The following is a 1087-nucleotide window of genomic DNA, read 5'->3' as shown; positions in this document are numbered from 1 at the left end:
CTAGGGCGTGTCTCCAATATCAGGCGGGTGAAGGCGTCGAAGGTGGGCGGATGACGCGTGAGCCGGTGCTCGACGACGAGATGTGGGCGCGGATCGAGCCGCTGCTGCCGCCGGTGAAGGGAACGCGCGGGCGGCCGATGCGAGATCACCGCCAGCTCATCGAGGGGGCGATTCACCGCTACCGCACCGGCGTCGCCTGGCGGGATCTGCCGGCGGAGTTCGGGCCGTGGCAGACGGTGTGGAAGCGGCACCACCGCTTCGCCACCGACGGCACCTGGGATCGGGTGCTGACCGCGCTGCAGACCCAAGCCGACGCCGACGGCGACCTGGACTGGCGGATCAGCATCGACTCCACCGTCGCCCGGGTGCACCAGCACGGCGCGACCGCCCGGCGGCCGGTAGGCCCAAGCGGGAGGTCAGCCTCGAAGACGCTGTCGCACACAGGGGGCACCGTCGAATGACAAGAGTTCACGCCGAGGGGACGAGCCCGGTGACCACGGCATCGGCCGGTCCCGCGGTGGCCTGACGACCAAGACCCACGCGCTGGTCGATGGCCGCGGCCGGCCGCTGGTCATCGCCGTGACCCCCGGCCAGGCCGGGGACAGCACTCAGCTGCTGCCGCTGCTGGGCGCCCTGCGTGTTCCGCGGCTGGGGCCGGGACGACCACGGACCCGCCCGATCGCGCTGCGCGGGGACAAGGCGTACTCCTCCCGCGGACACCGCGCCCATCTGCGTGCTCGGGGCATCACCCGCGGTCATCCCCGAGCCGGCCGATCAGGCCGGCCACCGCACGAAGCGCGGCTCCCGCGGCGGCCGTCCGGTCAGCCACGACGCGCAGGACTACAAGCAACGCAACGTCATCGAGCGGGCGTTCAACCGACTCAAGCAGTGGCGCGGCATCGCCACCCGCTACGACAAGCACGCCCTCGTCTACCGCGGCGCCGTCGTCCTCGCCTCGATCCTGCTCTGGCTCCGATGACTTCAGAGACAGGTCCTAGCTGCCTGGGTCAGTGTCGCGGGGCACCTGTGAACGGTGTCCCGCGACACCGCAGTAGAGCGGGTGACGGGAATCGAACCCGCACAGTCA

Annotated in this window: 1 pseudogene; it reads left to right on the top strand. The window is 71.3% G+C overall.

The annotated features are described in order from the left end of the window. The first annotated feature begins 50 nt into the window (after window positions 1–50). Window positions 51–979, top strand: a pseudogene (locus ABQ292_RS26510) (IS5 family transposase). Window positions 980–1087: the final 108 nt, after the last annotated feature.

Origin of the sequence: Geodermatophilus maliterrae (assembly GCF_041018925.1) — a bacterium.
Classification (GTDB): Bacteria; Actinomycetota; Actinomycetes; order Mycobacteriales; family Geodermatophilaceae; genus Geodermatophilus; species Geodermatophilus maliterrae.
Note: the sequence above shows the minus strand (reverse complement) of the source record. Positions and strands in the feature narration are given on the sequence as shown.